Raw genomic sequence first — 20505 nt, 5'->3', positions numbered from 1 at the left:
CGCCAGGGCTACGTCCCGGTCGCCCCGTCCGCCCCCCCGGCCGTCCCCCCGGCCGTCCCGTCCCCAGCGCCGGCCGTCCCGTCCACGCCCGCCCGGGCACCCCGCTCGCCCCCGCGCCCCAGGCGACCGCCCACCGCAACGCACCGCCCCAAGGCGCCCTCCTCACAGGGTGAGCCGCTGCACTCCCCCGGCCAGCGCGCGCTGTTCTGGCGCGTCCGTCCCCGTCCAGCACGAGCCGCGGCGCCCGAGCAGCCGGCGCAGCCACAGCTCGGTGGCCACGATCTCGCCGAGCCCTTCCAGCGCGAGCACCTCACCGCTGCCCGCGGCGCCGCCCGAAGCCCCGCCGGAGCCCGCTGCCGCCGAGGCCGCCGCGCGGAACGCCCCGCGCAGCACCCGCGCGTCGACCAGCCCCGCGTCCGCGAGCAGCGGCGCCTCGAAGAGGTCCAGCAGTGGGTCGAGCGCGCTGCGCAGCCCGATCCGGGCGGCGGACGACCCCGCGGCCGCCGGTGACCCGCTGCCCCAGCCCGGCGGCAGCCCGTGCACGCCGGCGCCGGACAGCGCCACCCGCAGCACCTCCGCGCGCGCCCCCGGCCGGACCCGCAACGCGCTCGGCAGGGCCTGGCAGGCGCGCACCACCTGGTTGTCGAGGAACGGCGCGTGCAGCCGCTGGCTCGGTACGGTCGCGGCCTGCTCCAGCACCCGGTAGTCCGCGGCGTGCCGGGCCAGGGCGGCGCGGGCGCGCCGTTCGCCGGGCCGTTCCAGCGGCCAGGGCCGGTGTGCCGCGTCCTGAAGGCGAACCGATACTTCGGCCAGCGCTTCCCCGGTCAGCCAGCGCGCCGCCGGGCCGGAGCGCACCCACACCATCGCGGCCAGTGACGCGGTGAGCGCGCCGCCGCCGGGACCGTCCGGTCCGCCGAGCCCGAAGTCCCGCCGCAGCAGCGCGGACGCGACGTCCTCGACGCCCTGCCGGTACGGCGTACGGGCCAGCCGGCGCGCGGCGCGGTAGACGGTGAGCGGCACGGTCACGGAGGTGAGCGACCCGGTGAGGGTGCCGCCGCCGTCCGCCCGGGTGAGCGCGGCCACCGGTCGCAGCAGGTGGCGGCGGCGCCGGTCCATCAACAGGTCGGCCAGCCGCGCCGGATGGGCGTCGAGCACCTGCCGGGCGCCGTAGCCGATCAGGTGGTCGGCGCCGCCCGCCGCCAGCCGTCGCCGGTGGCGTTCGGCGCTGACCAGCGCGGGCCCGGGCTCGTCGGTGAGCGCGCCGAGCCCGCCGGAGCCCTCGGACCAGCCGGAGACGAGGTCGGCGTAGGGCAGCGCCTCGGGGCCGCCGGGCACCACGATGTGCCGCAGCCGGGGGTCGGCGGCCATCTCCCGGGCCCGTTCGAGTTCGGAGAGTTCGGCCGCCGAGCCGTGCGCGCCGTCCGCGCCGCCGAGCCCGCCGACGAGGTCGTTGAAGGTGACCGCGAGCAGCCGCTCCCCGGCGAGCGACCCGGGCGCGCCGGGCAGCGTGCCGGGCATGCCGGGCAGCCCGGCCGCGAGCAGCGCCAGCGTGGAGGACGCGATGCCACCGGAAAGGTCCGCGCCGATCCCGGGCGCCGGCCCGGCCCCGTCCAACGCGCCGTCGGGCACGAAGCGCGGCTGCGCCAGCCGGACCCGTACCGCGTCGAGCAGCGCGTCGCGTACGCCCTCCACGGCGGCCAACCCGTCTGCGGTGCTGGCCGGTTGGTGGCCGACGGCCAGCGACGCGGTGGGCTCGTAACCGGCGATCTCGGGTGCGCCGTCGCGAAGGATCAGCGCGTGGCCCGGCGGCACCCGGCGCACCCCCAGGTACGGCGTGCCGTCGAGCAGGGCCTCGGGCGCGTCCGGGCAGGCGAGGGTGGCCGCGAGGTGGGTGACGTCGAGCCCCGCCTCGATCAGGTCGGCGAGCGGGAGTGCCGCGGTGGCGTACGCGGTGCCGTGCCGCCAGCGGGTGTGGAAGACCGGCAGCGCGCCGGCCAGATCGCCCAGCACCGTGATCCGGCGGCCGAGTTGGAGCACCGCGGTGTAGCTGCCGGGCCACGCGGTGACATGCCGCAGCGCGCCGCCGCGAGCCGCGACCAGGCCGAGCCGCAACTGCGCGTCGGTGGCCCCGCACCGCCCGAGCACGGCCAGCCGGGCCACGCCCCGCGAACTCCCGTACGAGGCCGCGCCGTACGCGCCCGCGCCGCCGTAGGAGTCGACGCCGCCGTGGCCGTTCGCGTCCCCGTAACCGCCGCCGTACGCGGCGCCGGCGCCGTATCCCGCCGAACCATTGGCCCTGGCACGGGCGTTGGCGTCGGCGTGCACGACCCGCACCTCGTCGGGGCGCCAATCCCCCACCGCCCACAGCGGATCGGGGTCACCCCACAGGAGTTGCGCGCCGACGGGCTGGAGTGCGCGGGACCGCGCGCCGGGCAACGGACCCGCAGTGGCACTGCTCCACCCCACCAACCACCGCATCGCCGCCTCCACAGGCTGTGGACAGCCGGCACGGCTCGGCTCCGCTGCTCCCGCTGCTCGCCCCGCCGGGCCGCCACGTCTGACGTCCGAAAGACCATGCTGCCACGTGGAGACGCGCAAGGAGGCGCATGGGTGCACCAAGGCAGGCCGGGTCGCGCGCTCGGCCGGGGGGCGAAACCCGCCCGAACCGACCCGCGCGTCAACCGGCGGCGGCCCGGCGGCGAAACGTCTGGTTCGCGCCAAAGTCCGCGGCACATGCCGCAGTTGATATGCCTCGACAGCGCCGGGCAGGTCGCCTGCGGTGATCGGTGACGGTCACGGAACGTGTCCCGGAGCGGCCACCCGCCCGGGAATCACCTTTACAGAATCGGCCACGGGGTCAACGGCCCGGGAGGCGTTCGGACGCCGCCCGGGCCGGTCCGCCACCCGCGGGGATTGTGGCAGCGGAACCCCGTGGCCCGCTCCACCCCGGCATAGCCGCCTGCCGGGGTCCACGGGCCGACCCATGGCACCATGCAAGCCCAACGGCACAGCACGGCACAGAGCGCACGGCCGGGCGCACGGCCACATATACCGGGAGCACACGCCGGATCGTGCGCGCATCGCACGCCGGGCGCCCGAGGGCACCCGTCCGTTTCCGGCCATCCGGCACGAGCCTCTTAACGGTCGGGATGCGGCGAACTACGCTGGGTGTACCCGGTTCGCACACGTACGCGCGGCTCGGGTGCCCGGCACACGCACCGTACCGGCCGCACCGCGGCTTCCGCGGTGGCCGAATCGGGCTCCAGGGGAGGGTGAACCCCGTACCCCATGACATCACCAGGCCGGGCCGGCCTGCCCCCAGCGGCATCACGAGGTGAACCGCAGTGAACAGAGAACACCGCGGGCCGAACGAGAAGCTCGGCACCCTTCTCGCCATGGCGGGCATCAGCAACGCCGGACTCGCCCGCCGGGTCAACGACCTCGGCGCGCAACGCGGTCTGACGCTGCGTTATGACAAGACATCGGTGGCCCGCTGGGTCACCAAGGGCATGGTGCCGCAGGGCGCGGCGCCGCATCTGATAGCCGCCGCCATCGGCAGCAAGCTCGGCCGGCCCGTGCCGTTGCACGAGATAGGTCTGGCCGACGCCGACCCCGCGCCCGAAGTCGGCCTCGCCTTCCCGCGCGACGTCGGCGAGGCGGTGAAATCGGCCACCGATCTGTGGCGACTGGATCTCGCCGGGCGCCGCGGCCCCGGCGGCAGCGGCATCTGGCAGAGCTTGGCCGGTTCTTTCGCAGTGAGCGCTTACGTCACTCCCGCCTCCCGCTGGCTGATCACCCCGGCCGACGCCACCGTGGCCCGCGACGCCCCCGCCCCGGGCATGGCCCACGTCGGCCACACCGACGTCACCAAACTCCGCGAGGCCGCCGACGACGCGCGCCGCTGGGACTCCAAGTACGGCGGGGGCGACTGGCGTTCGGGCATGGTGCCGGAGTGCCTGCGGGTCGAGGCCGCGCCCCTGCTGCTCGGCTCCTACAGCGACGACGTCGGCCGCGCGCTGTTCGGCGCCACCGCCGAACTCACCCGGCTGGCAGGCTGGATGGCCTTCGACACCGGCCAACAGGAGGCCGCGCAGCGCTACTACATCCAGGCGCTGCGGCTGGCCCGCGCCGCCGCCGACGTCCCGCTCGGCGGCTACGTCCTGGCGTCGATGTCCCTCCAGGCCACCTACCGCAACTTCTCCGACGAGGGCGTCGACCTCGCCCAGGCCGCCCTGGAGCGCAACCGCGGCCTGGCCACCGCCCGCACCATGAGCTTCTTCCACCTCGTGGAGGCCCGCGCGCACGCCAAGGCCGGCGAGGCCGCCGCGTGCGGCGCCGCCCTGTCCGCGGCCGAGGCGCTGCTGGAGCGCGCCCGCGCCGGCGACGCCGACCCGAGCTGGCTCGGCTTCTACTCCTACGACCGGCTCGCCGCCGACGCCGCCGAGTGCTACCGCGACCTGCGCCTGCCGCGCCAGGTCCAGCGGTTCACCGAGCAGGCCCTGGCCCAGCCCACCGAGGAGTTCGTCCGCTCGCACGGCCTGCGGCTGGTGGTCTCCGCGGTCGCGGAGCTGGAGTCGGGCAACCTCGACGCGTGCTGCGCCGCCGGCGTCAAGGCGGTCGAGGTGGCGGGCCGGATCTCCTCCGCCCGCACCACGGAGTACGTCCGCGACCTCCTGCACCGCTTGGAGCCGTACAACGACGACCCCCAGGTGCTCGATCTGCGCGAGCGCGCCCGCCCCCTGCTGGCGGCCCCGGCGTAGGAGGCAGGGCGGCGCTCAGCGGCGGGGCCGGCGGAGCGGCGGAGCGGCGGCGGTGCCGACACGGGTACGGGCGCGCCGGTACGAGCGCCGGGTGCCGGTGTCGGTGTCGGTGCCGGATTCGGTGCCGGCGGTACGGGTGCCCGCAGCGGCACGGTGACCGGCGTCACCCACTCCACCCGCGTGACCTGCGTTACTCCCGCGTCCCGCCCGCCCCGCGTCGCCCCGCCGCCCCGCGCGGCCCCCGTAGAATCGACGGCATTGTGTCGACGCCGTCCTCCACCCCCGCACCCGCACCCGCCCCCGCCCCCGCCGTGATGTTCCCGTCCGGGCCCGCGCCCGATCCGGCCGGGTCGCGCGGCGAGCACCGCATCCGCAGCTTCCACGCGCGGCGCGGTCGGCTCACCAAGGCGCAGGCGGCGGCGATCGACCGGCACTGGGCGCGCTGGGGCGTGGAGCTGGACGGCTCCCCGCTGGACCCGGCCGGGCTGTTCCCCGCCGCCGGCGGCGCCCGCCTCCCGGTCGTCGTCGAGATCGGCTTCGGCATGGGCGACGCGACCGCCGCGATGGCCGCCGCCGATCCCGCGACCGGCATCCTCGCGGTCGACGTGCACACCCCCGGCCAGGGCAACCTGCTCGCCCTCGCCGACCGCGGCGGGCTGACGAACATACGGGTGGCCAACGGCGACGCGATCGTGCTGCTGCGCGACATGCTGCCGCCCGCCTCGCTGGACGGGCTGCGGGTCTACTTCCCCGACCCGTGGCCGAAGGCCAAGCACCACAAACGGCGGCTGATCCAGCCGGAGTTCCTGGCCCTGGTCACCCCGCTGCTGCGGCCCGGCGCGGTGGTGCACTGCGCCACCGACTGGGAGCCGTACGCCGACCAGATGCTGGACGTGCTGACCGCCGCACCGGGTCTGGCGAACCGGCACGGCGACGGGTTCGCGCCGCGCCCGGAGTTCCGGCCGATGACGAAGTTCGAACGGACCGGGCTGGCGAAGGGCCACGTGGTGCACGACCTGCTGTTCGTCCGTACCTGAGCCCGTGCGGGGGCCGGGTTGTCCCGTACTCTCGCGCGGCGCCGTCCCGCCCCCGTACTGTCGTCATGGTGACGACGTTTTCGTACCCTTCCGCGCCTGACTCCCCCACCGGGGACGACGCGGCACGGGAGCCCACCACGGTGCACTACGGGCCGCGGCGCGCCTTCTGGGAGAGCCGGGCGGTGCGGACGGGTGCGCTGTTCACCGGGCTCGCGGTGTGCGGAGTGGTCATCCTGGCGGTGCTGCGGCACCACATCGGCACCGAACCGTTCCTGGTGGGCATGGCCCTGGCGCTGCTGCCGGTGCCGCTGATCATCTGGGCGTACCTGTGGTTCGACCACGTGGCGCCCAGCCCCTGGCAGAACATCGTCTTCGCCTTCTCCTGGGGCGCGTGCGCGGCCACGCTGGTGGCGATCTTCGCCAACGAGTACGGCGCGAAGCTGCTCGCCACGGCGTTCTCCGCGACCCAGACGCAGTCCGACCAGTGGGGGGCCACGTTCGTCGCGCCGCTGGTCGAGGAGACCGCCAAGGGCAGCGCGCTGCTGCTGCTCTTCCTGTTCCGGCGCCGCCACATCGAGTCGCTGCTCGACGGCATCGTGCTCGCCGGACTGACCGCGACCGGCTTCGCCTTCACCGAGAACATCCTCTACCTCGGCACCGCCTTCGACCAGGACAAGGCGCTGGGCGGCGACGGGATCGGCACCACCGTGGCCACGTTCATCGTCCGGGTGCTGATGACGCCGTTCGCGCACCCGCTGTTCACGTCGATGACCGGGATCGGCTTCGCGCTGGCGGCCACGATGCGGCCGGGGATGCGCTGGCGGTGGCGGTGGGTGCCGCCGGTCTGCGGCTGGCTGATGGCGATGGTGCTGCACGGCTCGTGGAACGGCAGTTCCGAGCTGTCCCCGATCGGCTTCCTGACGACGTATGTGTCGGTGATGGTGCCGGTGTTCGGGCTGGTGCTGTGGCTGGCGTTCTGGTCGCGGTCCAACGAGTTGCGGACGATCCGCCGGCACCTGCCGCCGTACGCCGCCGCGGGCTGGCTGGCGGTGGGCGAGCCGAACGCGCTGGGCACCATGCGGATACGCGCGGAGGCCAAGCGCGAGGCGAAGCGGCTGGTGGGCGAGCAGGCCGCCCGGGCGGTCCGCGACTACATCGCGTTCGCCACCCACCTCGCGTTCCTGCGCGCGGCCGCCGAACGCGGCGCCCCCGAGCCCGACTTCACCGCACGTGAGGCCGAACTCCTCTCCCACCTGTGGCACCGCAGGGCGCTGGCACAGCCGGCCCTGGCCCACGCGGTGGCGCTGGACCAGCCGGTGACCCCGCAGTGGCCGCCGCGTATTCCGCCGCCCCGCGCGGGGCAGTGGGGCCCGCCCGCGCAGTACCCGACGTGGCCGCCGCAGCCTCCGCAGCCGTACGGGCCGCCGCAGGCGTACGGTTCGGCCCCGCCGTACGACTCACCGCCCCGGTACGACTCACCGCCGCCGTACGACGCCCCGCCCCCGTACGACTCACCGCCGCCGTACGGCCCTCCGCGGCCGTACGACCCGACGCAGTCGGCGCGGCACGTACCGAAGCATCTCTAGGCCCTCCGGCCGTACTTGAGGGGCTCTGCGGGCGCGCAGGGGACCGGCCGGTGCGCCGGTCGCATGACGTTGCGCACCGTACCTCCCACTTCACCCCCAATGCACCCTTTCAGGTGATTGATTTCCTGGACGGATTCGGCCTGGAAATCCAGTGATGCTGCTGTAACACTCTGTGCCGGATGGGTCGTTTCTCGATCCAGGGGGGCTCCTACGCGTCGGGGGACGCCGATCGCGGCGCGCGGCGAGCCAGGGAGGTCGGTCTGGCGATGAAGTCCGAACAACCGGCGGGCGTGGCGACGCAAGAGCCGCACGCGGCCCCGTATGTCGGCTACACGGCGGGGGGCGCAGGGATGGGCATGGGAACGGGAACCGGAGCAGGTACGGGCACGGGTACAGGTACGGATCAGGGGGCCGGTGGGCTGCCGGAGCGGGTGCAGGTCACGGTGGACCAGTTCAGCGGGCCGCACGCCGGGGAGTTGGTGCTGCGCGAACTGGCGGCCGCGGTGCGGCGATCCGCGGACACGCTCCACCAGGACCCGCCGCCGCTGGACCGGGCCGAGCTGGAATGGCGGTTGGAGGCCGACGCGGCGCTCGCCCGGCGCGGTGTCCGGGTCCGGGCGGTGTACCCGCGCGCGGTGCTCGGCGAGCCCGTACGCGCCCGTTTCCTCCAGGAGTTGTCCGACGCGGGCGTCATCGTCCGGGTGATCGACCATGTCGCGCACGACATGCTGATCTTCGACCGGCACACCGTCTGCCTGCCGGCGAGCGAACGGCCCGCGCCGCGCGCCGGGTACGGCCAGGCGGGGCCGGACGACCTGGACGGCGCGACCGGCGCTTCCCGCTCCCCCGACGCGCCCCACGCTCCCGACGGACCCAACGGGTCCGAACCGCCCGGCCCTTCACTGCTCCGCGTCCGCGGCTCGGCCCTGGTCCGCTCCTTCACCGCGATCCACGAGTCGTACTGGCAGCGCGCCACTCCGCTGCCGCTCGCCGGCGCCGGGTTGCGGCATGCCGCGCTCGGCGAGTTGGAGCGGGCGGTGATCCGGCTGATGACGAGCGGCTACGGCGACGACCGGATCGCCCGCAAACTCCGCATCGAGCGGCAGGCGGTGGAGGATGTGATGGCCGCGCTGATGGAACGCCTGGGCGCCGGCAGCCGTTTCGAGGTCGGGTACAAGCTGGCCCGTGCGCTCGATCCGTCCGAGCTGTCGCCCGGACACGGATGACGGCCGCCTGCCGCCCGGCCGGAGCGCGGGCCGACCGGGACGGCCCGAGCGCCGCGGCGGTCGGACCGAACTCTTCGAGAGGGAAGTGTCGTTGAACGACCGTCAGGCCATGCGGAACCTGCTCGCCCGTGCCCGCGCCCGTCAGGACCCGGCCGCGCTCGGGCTGGCGCCCCGCGCCGAACCGCGCGGCCGCAAGGTCGAGGGCCTGACCCACGAGCACATGACGCGGCTGCTCGGCTGGCCCGAGCACAAGTACGGCTATGTCGAGCGCGGCCGGCTCGCGGTCATCGACACCGAGATCCTCGAACCGATCGCCCGGATACTGTGCCTGACCGAACAGGAGTGGGAGTCGCTGGTGTTGTACGCCACCGGCACCCCGCCCGCCTTCCCGCTCGATCCGCAGGTCGGCCGTTCCGTCCCCCGGCCGTGGCGGCGGGTGCTGGCCGGCAGCCGGGACATCGCGTACGTCAGCGACGCGGCATGGGACCTGGTCGCGTACAACTCCGCGTTCGCCCGGCTGTTCACGCCGCACGGCGTGCCGGGCAACGTGATGCGGTGGATGCTGCTCGCCCCGGCGGCCCGGGTCACCCTCGCCGACTGGGCGAACAGCTGGCTGCCGCTGCTCGTGCCGCAGTTACGAGCGGCGGCCACCGCCCGCCCCAACGACAAGACGCTCCAACGGCTGATCGCCGACATCCGGCGCGACCCGGTGGTGGGACCGTGCTACGACGCCCCGACCACGGAGTACCTCCAGCCGCGTGCGGAGGGGGCGCGGCCGCTGCTGCACCCCGAACTCGGCCCGGGCTGGGCGACGATGTGCGCGGCCGGACCGTTCGGCGTGCCGGGCGGACGGCTGATGTTCGTGCTCTTCGACCGGGGCGAGCAGCCGGGGCCGCAGGAGCCGATGCACGCTCCCGCGACGACGGGTCCGGTGGACCTCGACACGGGTCCTGACTCCGGTCCAGACCGCTCCGCAGGTCCTGGTTCCGATCCTGGTCCCGCTTACGTAGGTTGAGCCTGGTTCCGTAGGTTGAGCCTGCGCCCGGGCGCGGCTCCGTACCCGGCGACGACCATCCCCGCGATTGCCTTCCGCCACGACATCAGCAGACTGGGACGACATGAGCATCGAACCACCGCGCAGCCTGAGGGCGTTGACGCCCGCGGTCCACGCATGGCTGCCCGACGGCCACGACACCTGGGGCCTGGCCAACTGCATCCTGATCACCGACCAGGACAGCGCGCTCCTGGTCGACACCCCCTACACCACGGACCTGACGCGGCACCTCCTGAACCTCACCGCCGAGGTACTCCCGCCGGGCGTCGCCATCACCACGGTCGTCAACACCCATGGCAACGGCGACCATTCGTACGGCAACGGGGTGTTCACGGCGGCCGGTGCGGAGGTGGTCAGCACCGACGCCAACAGCGAGCACCTGTGCAAGGAGCCGAGTCCGGCCCAACTCGCGCGCCTGGTGGCGGAGAGCGACCCGGACACGCCGCTCGGCGCGTACCTCCACCGGCACTTCAGCCGCTACGGCGACTTCGGGGTGAGCGAGGCCGTGCCGCCGACCCGCACCTTCAACGGCCGGCTCGACCTCGAAGTCGGCGGTGTGGCCGTCGAGTTGATCGAGGTCGGTCCCGCGCACACGGCCGGCGACCTGATCGTCAACCTGCCCGGCGAGGGCGTGGTCTGCTCCGGCGACGTCATCTTCTGCGAGGACCACCCGGTGCACTGGGCCGGGCCGCTCGACGAGATCCACCGGGCGGTCCAGCGGGTGCTGGCGTGCGAACCGCGCATCATCGTGCCCGGGCACGGTCCCGTCATGACGCCCGCGGACGTGGCCGCCAACGCGGAGTACCTGCTCCGGGTCCGCGACCGTATCCACGCCTCCCACGCGGCCGGCCATCCGCTCGCCCAGGCCGCCGCCGAGCTGATCGCCGCCGAGACCAACCCCCGCTGGGGGCTCACCGAGCGGCTCGCCATCCTCACCGCGCTCGAGTACCGCGTCCTGGACGCCGACACGTCCCCGGTCGACATGATCTCCCTGGTCGACCTCGCCGCCCGGCACGCGGCACCGGCTCCTCGGACCGCCAAGTCGCCTGCCCTGTGAAGGACTTCCCCGCGCCCCGGTCAGGGGCGCGGGGAACGCTCCGGGCCGGGCCCGGGCCGCGCCGCCAAAGCCGACGGCCCCGGCGCCGGGGGGGTGGTCGCCAGGGCCGCCGGGGCGGTGGGGCCGGTCATACGGAAGGAACGCGGGGCCGCCGGGTTCCGCTCGCCCGCTCGACGCGGGCGGCTCGCTAGACGGTGACGTCGTGGGCGCGCAGCCAGGGCAGCGGGTCCACGGGGGCGCCGCCGTCGGGGCGGACCTCCAAGTGGAGGTGCGGCGCGGGCACGTTGCCGGTCGCGCCGACCCGGCCGATCGTGTCGCCGGTGGTGACCCGGCCGTCGGTGACGACCATGGTCGACAGGTGGCAGTACCTCAACTCGGTGCCGTCGTCGAGGGTGAGGACGACCCGGTAGCCGTCGCTGCCGGCCCAGCCCGCGGAGGTGACGGTGCCGCCGTGCACGGCGTGCACGGGGGTGCCGGTCGGCGCGGTGAAGTCCTGCCCGTTGTGCAGGTTGGCCCAGGGGTCGGTCTCGCCGAAACCCGCGCCGAGCGCGGCGCAGGCGACCGGCTTGATGTAGGAGGCGGCCAGCCGGGCGAGGCGCTCGGCCTCGGCGCGGGCCGCCGCGGCGGCTTCCTCGCGGGCCTTCTCCTCGGCTGCGGCCTTCGCCGCGGCGACCTGCTCGCGCACCTTGCGCTCGGCGGCCTCGCGGGCGGCCTGCTCGGCCGCGGCCTTCTCGACCGCCTCGCGCTCGGCGCGGGCGGTGGCCTCGCGCTGGGCGGCGACCTGGCCGAGGATGCGGGCGCACAGCGCCTCGCCGGGGTCGGCGGGGGCGGTCCCGGCCTCGCCGGTCCGGCCGGTCTCGGTGGTGTCGGCGATCTCGGGTTCGGCAACGGGCTGCGGCAGCAGGGTCGTTGCCTCGGCCTGCGCGGGAGCGGGGGCGATCGGCTCGGCCGGAGCGGGGGCCGGTGCGGAAGCCGGCGCCGGGGCCGCGGGCACGGTCAGCGCCGTCGGGTCGTACGTCGGCAGGCCGGCGAGCGCGGCGCCACCGGGTCCGGCGTCCGGCAGGGGGTACGGCGCGGGGCGCCCGGCGGGCTCGACGGCCGGCGCGGGGGCCAGGCCCGCCGCTCCGGCACCGGCGAACGCGGCGAACGCGGGAGCCGGGACGCCGGAAGCGCCGGTGGCGGCAAGGGCGTTGGCCCGCTGACGCGGAAGTCGGAAGTCTTCCCGCTCCTGGCCGGCGATGTCGCCGTCAGGCCGGGCGGGGGCGTAGGCAAGCTGGTCGGACGCCACGACGGGCGCTCTCCTTTCCTTCCCTCTCGCCTACCGGGTTAGCTGACGGGTTCGGAGGAAGAAGGTCTCCTACGGGCCTGACTGCTGCCCGATTCACCCCATTTTCACGGGTCCCCGGTTCCCGCGGACGGGATTCGGCAAGCGCGCGGTCCGCCGTCCTGGCGGCGGCGGTGACGACCGCGCTGCGTTATCGAACGTTAATAGAGCCGGAGGCGTTTTCCAAGCCGAATCGGAGAGTTGGGCATGGGAACAAAATGCGCAGGGTATAGGCAGAGTAGGCAAATCGGTCAGGCGATGTGGCCGGGCGGTGATGTGAGCGTGCATCAGTCGTTATCCGAACGGGGACCAGTGTGATTACTTTGCGTGAGTGGGCGAACTCGGCGCGCAGGCGGCTGCGCGGGGCCGTGCGGCAGGTCCGCCAATGGCGTGGACCTCTGCCATTGCGCGAACCGCTTGGCAGGCCAAGGACCCGGGCCCCACGATGGGCGAGCCCGATGTTCTTGTCATGGACCCGACCACCTCGCGACCTCTCAGGGAGCCCGCCATGGAACGCCCCAGCAGCCCCCGACTCCCCCACACCCGACGGTCCTTGCTGCGCGGCGGCCTCGCGCTGGGCGCCGCCGCGGGCGCCGCGTTCGCCGGCGAGCTGTGGACCGGCAGCGGCCGTGCCGCGGCGGCCGCCGCCGTCGACTACCCCGGCGCCACCTGGGCTCCGGCCAGCACCGCCAACTACACGGCGTCCAACCGCCCTTCCACCTACGCGATCGACATGGTCGTCATCCACGTCACCCAGGAGACCTTCGCCGACACCATCACCCTCTTCCAGGACCCCGCCCACGCCGCCACGGCGCACTACGTGGTGCGCTCGGCCGACGGCGCCATCGACCAGTGCGTCCGCGAGCATGACGTGGCCTGGCACGCCGGCAACTGGGACTACAACACCCGCAGCATCGGCATCGAGCACGAGGGCTGGGTCGACGACGCGTCCTGGTTCACCGACGCGATGTACCACTCCTCCGCCGCCCTCACCACCGAGATCTGCGACAAGTACGGCATCCCGAAGGACCGTCAGCACATCATCGGCCATGTCGAGGTGCCGGGCACCGACCACACCGACCCGGGCCCGAACTGGGACTGGGTGCGCTACATCCGCCTGGTCAACGGCGGCTGACCGCCACTCAGCCCTCTGCTTCCGCCTCGGCCTCGGCCTCGGCCTCTGCCTCGGCCCTCGGCCGGGGCCGGCGCGGCGCGGGCAGCGGAGTGCCGGGGCCGTCGAGGGCGTCGGCGAGGAGGCGTTCGGCGGGGATGCCGCGGATCGCCGCGTCCAGCACCTGCACGGTGTGGGCGACCGGCATCCGCTCGCCCATCCCCGCGAGGGTGCCGGCCACCTGCATCCAGCAGCCCGGGTTGGCGGTGACCATCAGCCGGGCGCCGGTGGACAGCACCGCGCGTGCCTTGCGCTCGCCCAGTTCCCGGGCCGGTTCGGGGTGCAGGAGGTTGTACGTCCCCGCGCTGCCGCAGCAGATCTCCGGCTCGGGCAGCTCGCGCAGCTGCACGCCGGGCACCCCGCGCAGCAGCCGGCGCGGCTGGTCGCGGACGGACTGGGCGTGCGCGAGGTGGCAGGCGTCCTGGTAGGCGACGGTGAGCGGCAGCGGGTGGCGCGGGGCGAGCGGGCCGATCTCGTCGAGGAGTTCGGTGATGTCGCGGACCCTGGCCGCCAGCGCCTCGGCCCGCGCCGGCCAGTCGCCGCCCTCGTCGCGCAGCAGGTGGCCGTACTCCTTGAGCTGGGAGCCGCAGCCGGCCGCGTTGACCACCACGGCGTCCACGTCCGCTGCCTCGAAGGTCTCGATGACGTGCCGGGCGAACCGCACCGCCTCCGGGAGCCGCCCGGCGTGTGCGGACAGCGCCCCGCAGCAGCCCTGCCGGCGCGGCGCCACCACCTCGCAGCCCTCGGCGGTCAGCACCCTCACGGTGGCGGCGTTCACGTCGGGGAAGAAGGTGCCCTGGACGCAGCCGGTGAGCAGGCCGACCGTACGTCGGCGGGTGCCGGTCGCCGGCGTCCGCTCGGACAGCGCGGGCGCCGGTCCCAGTCTCGGTGCCAGCGCCTCCATCGCCCGCAGCACCGATGGGAGTCGGCGCAGCAGCCCGACCCGGGCGAGCAGGCCGCGCAGCCCCGAGGACTGGTAGGCGCGCAGGGGGCCGCGCAGGGCGCGCAGCCGGCGGGGGTAGGGGAAGAGGCCGTAGACGAGTGCGCGGATCAGCCGCTCCCGGCGTGGGCGGGTCGTACGGCGCTCCAGTTGCCCCCGGGTGGCCTCGATCAGCTTGTCGTACTGCACCCCCGACGGGCACGCGGTCATGCACGCCATGCAGCCCAGGCACTGGTCGAGGTGGTGCACGGCGGTCGCGTCGAGCAGGTCGCCCTCCAGGCCGCCCTTGATGAGGTCGATCCGGCCGCGCGGGCTGTCCATCTCCTCGCCCCACAGCACGTAGGTGGGGCAGGTCGGCAGGCAGAAGCCGCAGTGCACGCAGTCGCCGGCGAGTGCGGCGTCCGGCGGGTCGCACCCGTCGAACGCGCCCCCGGGCAGCCCGAATCCGGGCATGCCGAGGCCGACCGTCGCCGCGTCAGCGCTGGCCGCGACGGTGGCTCCGAGCGGTGCCGGGGGGACGGGTGGCGGGGAGGCGGGTGGCGGGGAGGCGGGCCGCGGCGCTTCAGGTTGGGGGGCGTCCGGCTGCGGCGGACCGGGCTGCGCGGAGTCCGGGTTCCCGGGCGGCGGGGTGGCGGTCATCGCGGTCCTCCCGGCAACGGCCCCGCCGCGTTCCACGGCGAGTTCACCGGCTCTGCCGGCACCGGCTCTGCTGCGGCGGGCCCCGCCGTCACCCGGTCCGTGACGTCTCGTGCGCCGGGTGGTGGGCAGGGAGAAGTCGGCCGCATCGCGGGCGGTTGGGGGTGATGCGGGAGGGTGGAGCGCGAGGCGGGGGTCATCAGAGTCCTCCCAGAAGGCGCCCCGGGGACAGGCGCCGGGCGGGGTCGAAGCGGTCCTTGACGCGGGTCATCAGGGTGAAGGCGTCGCCGGGCGGGCCCCAGTGGTCGAGCGCCGGGCGGAGGGCGGGGTCGGCGGCGAGCACCACGGCCGAGCCGTCGTAGGGGGCGAGGGCGGCGCGCAAGGCGGCGAGGTCGGTTGCGGCGGGCACAGCCGCGTACGCCACGCCCACCGCGGCCGAAGCCGTGCCGGACGCGCCCGGTGGCAGCGCGTCGAGCACGTGCGGGAGGGCGGCGGGCGCGAACGCCAGCCGCAGCACCAGCGGTCCGGCCGGCCGTGTGCCGAACCACGCGGGCGGGGCGTCGCCGACCTCCACGGCCAGGCCGCCGGCTTCGCCGGCCAGCAGTTCCGCGCACCGGGTCGCCTGGTCGTGGACCGAGGCCGGGATGCTCTCGAAGAGGGCCACGAGTTCGCCGGTGGTGGCCGACGTGCCGCGCCGCCAGCGCAGTTCGAGGGCGGTCGGGGTGAGGGTGGAGCGGGCGACGAGGGCGGCGAGCCGGCCGGCCCGCGCGCTGCCGTCCACCCGCGCGGTGACCGTCGCGGCGGCCGGCGGCAGCGGGTGCAGCCGCCAGGTGGTGGAGGCGATGACGCCGAGGCCGCCGTGGGCACCGGTGTGGAGCTTGCCGAGGTCGTAGCCGGCGACGTTCTTGACCACTTTTCCGCCGGAGCGGGCGACGGTTCCGTCGGCGAGCACCACGGTGACGCCGATCAGCAGGTCGCGCACGGTGCCGTAGCGCAGCCGGCGCGGCCCGGAGGCGTTGGCGGCCACGACGCCGCCCAGCGTCGCGCCCTCCTCCGGCGGGTCGAGGGCCAGCATCTGCCCGTGCGCGGCGAGTTGGCGTTGCAAGGCGGCCAGCGGTACGCCCGCCTCCGCGACGACCACCAGGTCCCCGGGGGCGTACTCGGTGATCCGGTCCAGCGCGGTGGTGCGCAGCAGCAGGTCGCAGGAGGTGGCGGGCGCGGCCCAGCCAACCTTGGTGCCGGCGCCGACGGGGACGAGCGTGCCGGTGGTGGACCGCAGCAGGTCGGCCAGCTCACCGACCGAGCCGGGCTGGGTCGAGGCAGGCCGGGCCGCGCCGGGCTGGGTCGGGGCAGGCGCGGCGGAACCCGGGTCCCACGAGCCCGGCTCACCCGAACTCCGCTCGCCCGAACCCGACCCACCCGACCCCGGCTCACCCGAACTCCGCTCGCCCGAACCCGCCCCGGCCGAACTCGGCTCACCCGAAAACTGCTCACCCGCAGCGGAATCGGCCCCGCTCACCTCAGAACACCTCGCCCAGTGCCGCGTCACGGCCCTCGTCCTCGGCCGCCGTCCGTACCCCCGGTCGTTCCCCGCACAGCCGCGGGGTGGGGAACTGCTTGCCGGGGTTGGCCAGCCCGGCCGGGTCGAAGGCGCAGCGCAGCCGGTGCATGGTGTCGAGGTCGTCCGCGCTGAACTGCGCGGTCATCTTGGACTTCTTCTCCACCCCGACACCGTGCTCGCCGGTGATCGACCCGCCGGAGGCCACGCACAGGTCGAGGATGGCGAACCCCAGCTGCTCGGCGGCGTGTGCGGCGCCCTCGACCTTGTCGTCGAAGAGGATCAGCGGGTGCAGGTTCCCGTCGCCGGCGTGGAAGACGTTCGCCACGCGGATGCCCGCCGCGTCCGCCAACCTCCCCACCTCGTCGAGGACCTCGGGGAGCTTGGTGCGCGGGATCACGCCGTCCTGCACGTAGTACGCGGGACTGATCCGGCCGACCGCGGCGAACGCGGACTTGCGGCCCTTCCACATCAGCGCGCGTTCCTCCGCGTCCCGGGCGATGCGGGTCTCGAAGGCGTGCCGGGCGGTGGCGATCCGTTCGACCTGGCGGAACTGCTCGTCCACCTCCACCCGGGGGCCGTCGAGTTCGATGACGAGGACGGCGACCGCGCCGCGCGGATATCCGCAGCGCACCGCCGCCTCGGCGGCCTCGATCGCGAGGGCGTCCATCATCTCCACGGCCGCCGGCAGGATGCCCCCGGCGATGATGTCGCTGACGGTGCCGGCCGCGTCCGCGACGCTGTGGAAGCCGACCAGCATGGTCTGGACCGACTCCGGCGCCTGGATGGTGCGGACGGTGACCTCGGTCGCGATACCGAGGGTGCCCTCGCTGCCGACGAAGGCGCCCAGCAGATCGAAGCCGGGGTGCTCGGGGGCGGTGCCGCCGAGGTGCACCACCTCCCCGTCGGGCAGCACCACTTCGGCGCCCATGACGTGGTTGACGGTGAAGCCGTACTTCAGGCAGTGCGCGCCGCCGGCGTTCTCCGCGACGTTGCCGCCGATCGAGCAGACCTGCTGGGAGGACGGATCGGGCGCGTACGCCTGGCCGTACGGCGCGGCCTCGCGGGTCACCCACAGGTTGATCACGCCGGGTTCGACCACCACCCGGGCGTTGTCGGGGTCGACGGAGCGTACGGCCCGCAGCCGGGAGAGCACGATGAGGACGCCGTCGGCCACCGGCACCGCGCCGCCGGACAGCCCGGTGCCCGAGCCGCGTGCGACGAACGGCACGCCCGCCTCGGCGCACAGCCGTACCGTCGCGACGACGTCCTCGCGCCGCTCGGCGAGCACCACGACCGAGGGACGGACCCGTACGGTGGCCAGCCCGTCGCATTCGTAGGTGCGCAGTTGGGCGGGGTCGGTCAGCACCTTCGCGGCGCCGACGGCGGCCCGGAGCCGGCCGGCGAGCCCGCTCGCCCGCGCGGCGCTCACGATGCGCCCGCCGGGTGCGGGAGGGCGGCGTGGACGGTCCAGCGAGTTGACGACACGGATTCCACCAGTCGGTAGGTTCCTATCGAATGGTGGAAACGATGCGCGTGCCGTCGTCGGCATGTCAAGACCACCGCGCCCGCGGACCCACCGCTCGCACCCGAGCGGCGGCGCCTGTCCGGCGGGCGTGACCGGCCGCGCTGCGCGGGGGCGACCGCGGCGGAACGGGCCGTTCGTACGGTGCGAGGGCCGGCCGTACCCGAGGGGGCCCGCGTCCGTGACCGCGACCGCGCCCCGCCCCCGGCCGCGCTCCGCCCCCGGCAGCGCCCTGCCCCTGGCGGCGTCCCCGCGGCGCCTCCGTGAAAGCGGCTGCGGCAGAGGTCAGTTCAGGCTCTGGGCCGCCAGCTCGTAGTCCTGCGCCTGGGCGGGGGTGAGCACTTGGGAGACGCGGACCAGCGAGGTGCCGACGTAATAGTGGTACTCGCCGGCGCTCGCGGAGCCCTGCGCGCCGGTCTCGATCGCCTTGGCGCGGGCGTGCGCCTGCGCGGAGGTCGCGAACGTCTCGACGCTGCCGCCGCGCACGATCGCGTCGGACTTGGTGCCCTCGACGTCGGCGGGCTGGACCCGAGAGTCGGAGAACGCCACCTTGGACAGGTAGCCGTGCGTCTTGCCGAGCAGGTGGTCCGGGTCGGTCGCCGCCGTGTACACGACCGTCGTCGTCATGGTGGACACGCTCTGCTCCAGCGTCGACGCGACCTGCTCCGCCGACGTCAGCCCGACCGCGACCGGCTGCTGCGACGTCGCCGCCGCGCTTCCCCCGCTACCACCCGACGAGCACCCCGTGAGCAGCACGCAGGCGGCGATCACCGCCACGGCAGCGCTGGTACCGGTGGTGCGGAAGGTGGTGCGGATGCGCATGTTTCCCCCAGATCGGGACGCGAGGGGCACACCGTAACGCCGCCGTTCCGGTTTCCGGGAGCCCCGGGAAGGCATCCGGTCCGTCAAGACCTGATAACGGGCACGGCAGCTCCCGCTGGTCCCGCCGTCGATCAGCCGCGCAGCGGTGCGGCCAGCGCCTTGCGGAGCCGAGCGCGGGCGAGCAGCCTGCGGGTCTCGCGCTTGCCGGGCTCGTGGTAGATCACGAAGTCGTCGAACCGGTGCACGCCGGGCCGGTCGGCGACGGAGACGGCCGCGTCGCGCACCGCGACGAGTTGCCCGACGGTCATCGCGAGGGCCCGCTCATCCGGCTGGAAGGTGGCGCCGAGCGGGTAGTCGCGGCCGGGTCGGCGCTTCATCTCGACGTGGCAGCCCACCACATGGCTGATCCGACGCGCCTGGGCGAACTCCACCATCCGCCGCACCGTCGCGAGGAAGGCCGGGAAGTCGGCGACATAGAGCCGGCCCGGGAGAACCGTGTCACCGGTGAACAGGATGCCGGTCCAGCGGTCGTGGAAGGTGACGGACGACTCGTGGTGGCCGGGCGTGCCCAGCACGTCGAGCACGCGGCCGCCCAGGTCGAAGCCGACCTGCCCGGTGGGCCAGCTCTCTGCGAAGCCGAAGAAGTCCCGTACCGCGTCCGCCTCCTTCGGCACCACCCTGGTCGCCGGGCGGTCGGCGAACTGGGAGTCCCCGGCCACATGGTCGCCGTGCGCATGGGTGTGCGCCACCACCAGTTCGTACCCCTCGCGCGGGTGCGCGGCCAGCCACTCGTCGATCAGCCCGTCCACGGTCGCGCGCAGCGGGAACAGCTCCGGGTCCGCGGTGGCGCCGGAGTCCAGCAGCAGCGCCCGCTCGTTGCCGAAGAGGAGGAAGACGAAGGGTGCCTCGTAGTTCACCGCCTTGCTCTGCCGCAGCACCAGCGTGTGCTCGTCGTACCGGTGCACCTGGATACGCGGTTCCCGCTGCCATCGGGTGCGCACCCCATGTATCCAGTCCACGTCGAACGAGCCGGCCACCGGTGCGGCGGTCTCGAAGTCGATGTCGGTGTCACCTGTCGTGGCCATCGCTGTCCCCTCCCGTCATGTACGCCCGCGCCGCCGCGGAAGCGGCGGCCGAATCCCCGCCCCGGCCCTCGGACGCCCCCTCGGGCACGCCCTCGACCGGATCACCCGTCATCCCGTCCAAGGCCCCGACCGGAGTCGCGGCCATGAAGTACCGCACGAGCCGTCGCTCCGACGACGCCCCGCCCGCCGCCGCGTCGCCGACCTCGACCCCCGGCTCCCCGCGCGCCTCCGCCCGCGCGAGGTAGGGCCGCAGCAGCTCCTGCCACTTCCGCTCTATCTCCGGCATGTCGTCCGCGGAGACGACCGCGAGCCCACTCACCACGCCGGCCTTCCCCCGCCACTGCGGGCTCTCCTCGCTCCGGCGCTCCGCGTACCGGAGGATCGCCGCCATCTCCCGCTCCACCACCGTCCGTTCCAACCGTCGTCCGATCGCCTCCGCCGCGGCCGTGTCCGCCCCGGCCACATCGACCCGCATCTCCCTGCTCCCCTCGACCAGCCGCCACCTCCGCTCCCGCCGGTCCTCCCCCGGCTCCGCCTCCTCCACGAAGCCGTACTTGCCGAGCTGACGCAGGTGGAACGAGCAGTTGGCCTGCGGCACGCCCAGCGCCCGCCCGCACCAGGCCGCCGTCGCCGACTCCACCATCGACAGCACTTCCAGCAGATCCAGCCGCAGCGGATGCGCCAGCGCCCGCATCGCCTTGGGATCATTGAGCTTCATACCCCA

General features: G+C 74.7%; 15 protein-coding genes and 1 riboswitch. Of the genes, 7 read left to right on the top strand and 8 right to left on the bottom strand.

Going from position 1 to position 20505, the window contains the following annotated elements; all coding sequences use genetic code 11:
• Positions 1 to 162: 162 nt before the first annotated feature.
• The gene (locus tag AB0399_RS20725) at positions 163 to 2478 is read right to left on the bottom strand and encodes an asparagine synthase-related protein (protein WP_366412325.1); all 2316 of its coding nucleotides are present in this window, start codon (positions 2476 to 2478) and stop codon (positions 163 to 165) included.
• A gap of 866 nt (positions 2479 to 3344) precedes the next feature.
• On the opposite strand from AB0399_RS20725, the gene AB0399_RS20720 reads away from it, so the two are divergent.
• The 6 genes from AB0399_RS20720 (at position 3345) to AB0399_RS20695 (ending at position 10720) form a co-directional block, all read left to right on the top strand.
• A complete protein-coding gene (locus tag AB0399_RS20720) occupies positions 3345 to 4760 on the top strand; it encodes an MFS transporter (protein WP_328465521.1) in 1416 nt (471 codons plus the stop codon).
• 314 nt (positions 4761 to 5074) lie between these two features.
• On the top strand, positions 5075 to 5797 hold the full coding sequence (trmB, locus tag AB0399_RS20715) for a tRNA (guanosine(46)-N7)-methyltransferase TrmB (protein ID WP_366412349.1): 723 nt from the start codon (positions 5075 to 5077) through the stop codon (positions 5795 to 5797).
• 65 nt (positions 5798 to 5862) lie between these two features.
• Positions 5863 to 7383, top strand: a complete 1521-nt coding sequence (locus AB0399_RS20710; protein WP_366412324.1) for a PrsW family intramembrane metalloprotease — start codon at positions 5863 to 5865, stop codon at positions 7381 to 7383.
• A 356-nt stretch (positions 7384 to 7739) separates the two neighbouring features.
• The gene (locus AB0399_RS20705; RefSeq protein WP_366412323.1) at positions 7740 to 8609 is read left to right on the top strand and encodes a hypothetical protein; all 870 of its coding nucleotides are present in this window, start codon (positions 7740 to 7742) and stop codon (positions 8607 to 8609) included.
• A 91-nt stretch (positions 8610 to 8700) separates the two neighbouring features.
• Positions 8701 to 9624, top strand: a complete 924-nt coding sequence (locus AB0399_RS20700; protein WP_366412322.1) for a helix-turn-helix transcriptional regulator — start codon at positions 8701 to 8703, stop codon at positions 9622 to 9624.
• 103 nt (positions 9625 to 9727) lie between these two features.
• Positions 9728 to 10720, top strand: coding sequence for an MBL fold metallo-hydrolase (locus AB0399_RS20695; RefSeq protein WP_329367915.1), 993 nt, complete (start codon positions 9728 to 9730; stop codon positions 10718 to 10720).
• Between the two features lie 187 nt (positions 10721 to 10907).
• Here AB0399_RS20695 and AB0399_RS20690 read toward each other — a convergent pair whose 3' ends face one another.
• The gene (locus tag AB0399_RS20690; protein ID WP_366412321.1) at positions 10908 to 12008 is read right to left on the bottom strand and encodes a M23 family metallopeptidase; all 1101 of its coding nucleotides are present in this window, start codon (positions 12006 to 12008) and stop codon (positions 10908 to 10910) included.
• 12 nt (positions 12009 to 12020) lie between these two features.
• Positions 12021 to 12158, bottom strand: a riboswitch (cyclic di-AMP (ydaO/yuaA leader).
• Positions 12159 to 12552: 394 nt separating this feature from the next.
• Here AB0399_RS20690 and AB0399_RS20685 point away from each other — a divergent pair.
• Positions 12553 to 13179: an N-acetylmuramoyl-L-alanine amidase gene (locus AB0399_RS20685; protein WP_366412320.1), complete on the top strand. Its 627-nt coding sequence runs from the start codon at positions 12553 to 12555 to the stop codon at positions 13177 to 13179.
• Between the two features lie 7 nt (positions 13180 to 13186).
• Here the strand turns inward: AB0399_RS20685 and AB0399_RS20680 are convergent, their stop codons facing one another.
• From AB0399_RS20680 to AB0399_RS20655, 6 genes are all read right to left on the bottom strand, one after another.
• Positions 13187 to 14608, bottom strand: a complete 1422-nt coding sequence (locus AB0399_RS20680; RefSeq protein ID WP_366412319.1) for a heterodisulfide reductase-related iron-sulfur binding cluster — start codon at positions 14606 to 14608, stop codon at positions 13187 to 13189.
• A 382-nt stretch (positions 14609 to 14990) separates the two neighbouring features.
• Entirely contained in the window at positions 14991 to 16310 is a 1320-nt protein-coding gene (locus AB0399_RS20675; RefSeq protein WP_366412318.1) for an FAD-binding oxidoreductase, read from the bottom strand.
• Position 16311: 1 nt separating this feature from the next.
• Positions 16312 to 17781: an FAD-linked oxidase C-terminal domain-containing protein gene (locus AB0399_RS20670; protein WP_366412317.1), complete on the bottom strand. Its 1470-nt coding sequence runs from the start codon at positions 17779 to 17781 to the stop codon at positions 16312 to 16314.
• A 378-nt stretch (positions 17782 to 18159) separates the two neighbouring features.
• Positions 18160 to 18696, bottom strand: coding sequence for a hypothetical protein (locus tag AB0399_RS20665; RefSeq protein ID WP_329367907.1), 537 nt, complete (start codon positions 18694 to 18696; stop codon positions 18160 to 18162).
• Between the two features lie 131 nt (positions 18697 to 18827).
• Positions 18828 to 19781, bottom strand: coding sequence for an MBL fold metallo-hydrolase (locus AB0399_RS20660; protein WP_366412316.1), 954 nt, complete (start codon positions 19779 to 19781; stop codon positions 18828 to 18830).
• Positions 19765 to 20499 (bottom strand): helix-turn-helix domain-containing protein, encoded by a 735-nt coding sequence (locus AB0399_RS20655; protein WP_366412315.1) that lies wholly within the window; start codon positions 20497 to 20499, stop codon positions 19765 to 19767. Before AB0399_RS20655 ends, AB0399_RS20660 begins: the two co-directional genes overlap by 17 nt.
• Between the last annotated feature and the right edge of the window lie 6 nt (positions 20500 to 20505).

It is taken from the genome of Streptomyces sp. NPDC088194, from assembly GCF_040702025.1.
Taxonomy (GTDB): Bacteria; Actinomycetota; Actinomycetes; order Streptomycetales; family Streptomycetaceae; genus Actinacidiphila.
The sequence above is the reverse complement of the archived record's forward strand: the minus strand, read 5'-3'. Positions and strand labels throughout refer to the sequence as shown.

What these genes read in the sequence shown, in the direction of transcription:
- AB0399_RS20725 (WP_366412325.1), bottom strand. Translation starts at nt 2,478, where the DNA reads ATGCGGTGGTTGGTGGGGTGGAGCAGTGCCACTGCGGGTCCGTTGCCC.
- trmB (WP_366412349.1), top strand. Translation starts at nt 5,075, where the DNA reads ATGTTCCCGTCCGGGCCCGCGCCCGATCCGGCCGGGTCGCGCGGCGAG.
- AB0399_RS20710 (WP_366412324.1), top strand. Translation starts at nt 5,863, where the DNA reads ATGGTGACGACGTTTTCGTACCCTTCCGCGCCTGACTCCCCCACCGGG.
- AB0399_RS20705 (WP_366412323.1), top strand. Translation starts at nt 7,740, where the DNA reads ATGGGAACGGGAACCGGAGCAGGTACGGGCACGGGTACAGGTACGGAT.
- AB0399_RS20695 (WP_329367915.1), top strand. Translation starts at nt 9,728, where the DNA reads ATGAGCATCGAACCACCGCGCAGCCTGAGGGCGTTGACGCCCGCGGTC.
- AB0399_RS20685 (WP_366412320.1), top strand. Translation starts at nt 12,553, where the DNA reads ATGGAACGCCCCAGCAGCCCCCGACTCCCCCACACCCGACGGTCCTTG.
- AB0399_RS20680 (WP_366412319.1), bottom strand. Translation starts at nt 14,608, where the DNA reads ATGCCCGGATTCGGGCTGCCCGGGGGCGCGTTCGACGGGTGCGACCCG.
- AB0399_RS20665 (WP_329367907.1), bottom strand. Translation starts at nt 18,696, where the DNA reads ATGCGCATCCGCACCACCTTCCGCACCACCGGTACCAGCGCTGCCGTG.
- AB0399_RS20660 (WP_366412316.1), bottom strand. Translation starts at nt 19,781, where the DNA reads ATGGCCACGACAGGTGACACCGACATCGACTTCGAGACCGCCGCACCG.
- AB0399_RS20655 (WP_366412315.1), bottom strand. Translation starts at nt 20,499, where the DNA reads ATGAAGCTCAATGATCCCAAGGCGATGCGGGCGCTGGCGCATCCGCTG.